This is a genomic window from Virgibacillus alimentarius, assembly GCF_017874635.1.
GTDB classification, from domain to species: Bacteria; Bacillota; Bacilli; order Bacillales; family Amphibacillaceae; genus Virgibacillus_B; species Virgibacillus_B alimentarius.
Map to the genome: position 1 here is coordinate 1 of NZ_JAGIKX010000074.1, position 1,107 is coordinate 1,107.

1 protein-coding gene is annotated in these 1,107 nt (G+C 32.1%); it reads left to right on the forward strand.

All coding sequences use genetic code 11. The features are described 5' to 3' along the window. Window positions 1-484: 484 nt before the first annotated feature. A complete protein-coding gene (locus tag J2Z81_RS15660) occupies window positions 485-703 on the forward strand; it encodes a hypothetical protein (protein ID WP_226371756.1) in 219 nt (72 codons plus the stop codon). The last annotated feature ends 404 nt before the right edge of the window (window positions 704-1,107 follow it).

The window sequence follows — 1,107 nt, forward strand, 5'->3', positions numbered from 1 at the left end:
GGCTGATACTCTTCAATAATCTTTTTGGCTAATTCTTCGGAGTTAGGATTTCTTTTTGGCTTTACCACGAAAATCACTCCTTTAATCTATTATTTATATTCTACCAAATAAAAAACTGTATGAGTAAGAACCGTACGCATTCTTACTTACACAGTTAATATTACACTCCCCGTTTTATCAAAAATATAAATACTAATTCATTAATATTATTTTATTAGTGATAACATAAAATAATATAACAATTAATGTTAACATTATGTTGGTGTTAATATAATAAATTAACAGTTCATCCAATAAAGCCTCAACTAATGCACAGCTTCCAAGTTTAATAATTATGTATATATTATACGTCATGTAGTTTACGCTGAAAAAGAAGTCTTGACGCACAAATAAACAATTGTTTGCTCGACTGCTAGAGATGGATTTTCCCGGTTCGTAGAGAATCAATTGTAACTTTATTCAGGAATGGCGGGACGGAAGGAGTTTGTCAGAGGAGGATTTTGATAAAAACCATGAAAGATTATCTCATCCGCCAGTTGAAGCGCAACTTGATTTTGGTCTTATGGAGTCAGTGAAAGATGGAAAATATATAGATGTCTATTGCCTTGTCATGACACTTCCTTTTAGTAATAATGCTTATACTGTTCCATTGCCTGGAGAAAATCAGGAATGCCTTTTCTATGGGGATGAAGAAAATTCTTGACCAACTGGGCGTATACTAAGAAAGATACAGATTGACAATATGAAAACTGCCGTAATCAAACCGAGAAAACGGAACGAAGAAACTATATTTACCAGCGTTTTTCTTAAATTTGTGAACTTTTACGGGTTTAAGCAGCGGGGCTGGGACAAAACTCAGCTAAATAGTAAAAAAGGAATTCGGTAGATACTGGATTCTTTTTTGCTTTGGTTTTAAAATGATTAATTATTCTGCTAATAATTAGTAAACAAAAAAAGCACCTTCTGGTAAAATAAAAGTGACTAAACCATTATTCACCGGAGGTGCTCTTAAGTTTAAACATTATACCATGAATCAAGTGATTTTGCCTTTAGATTTAGAAGTTAAATTAGATAAAAATGATATTGCTTTTGCCATAAATGATTTGA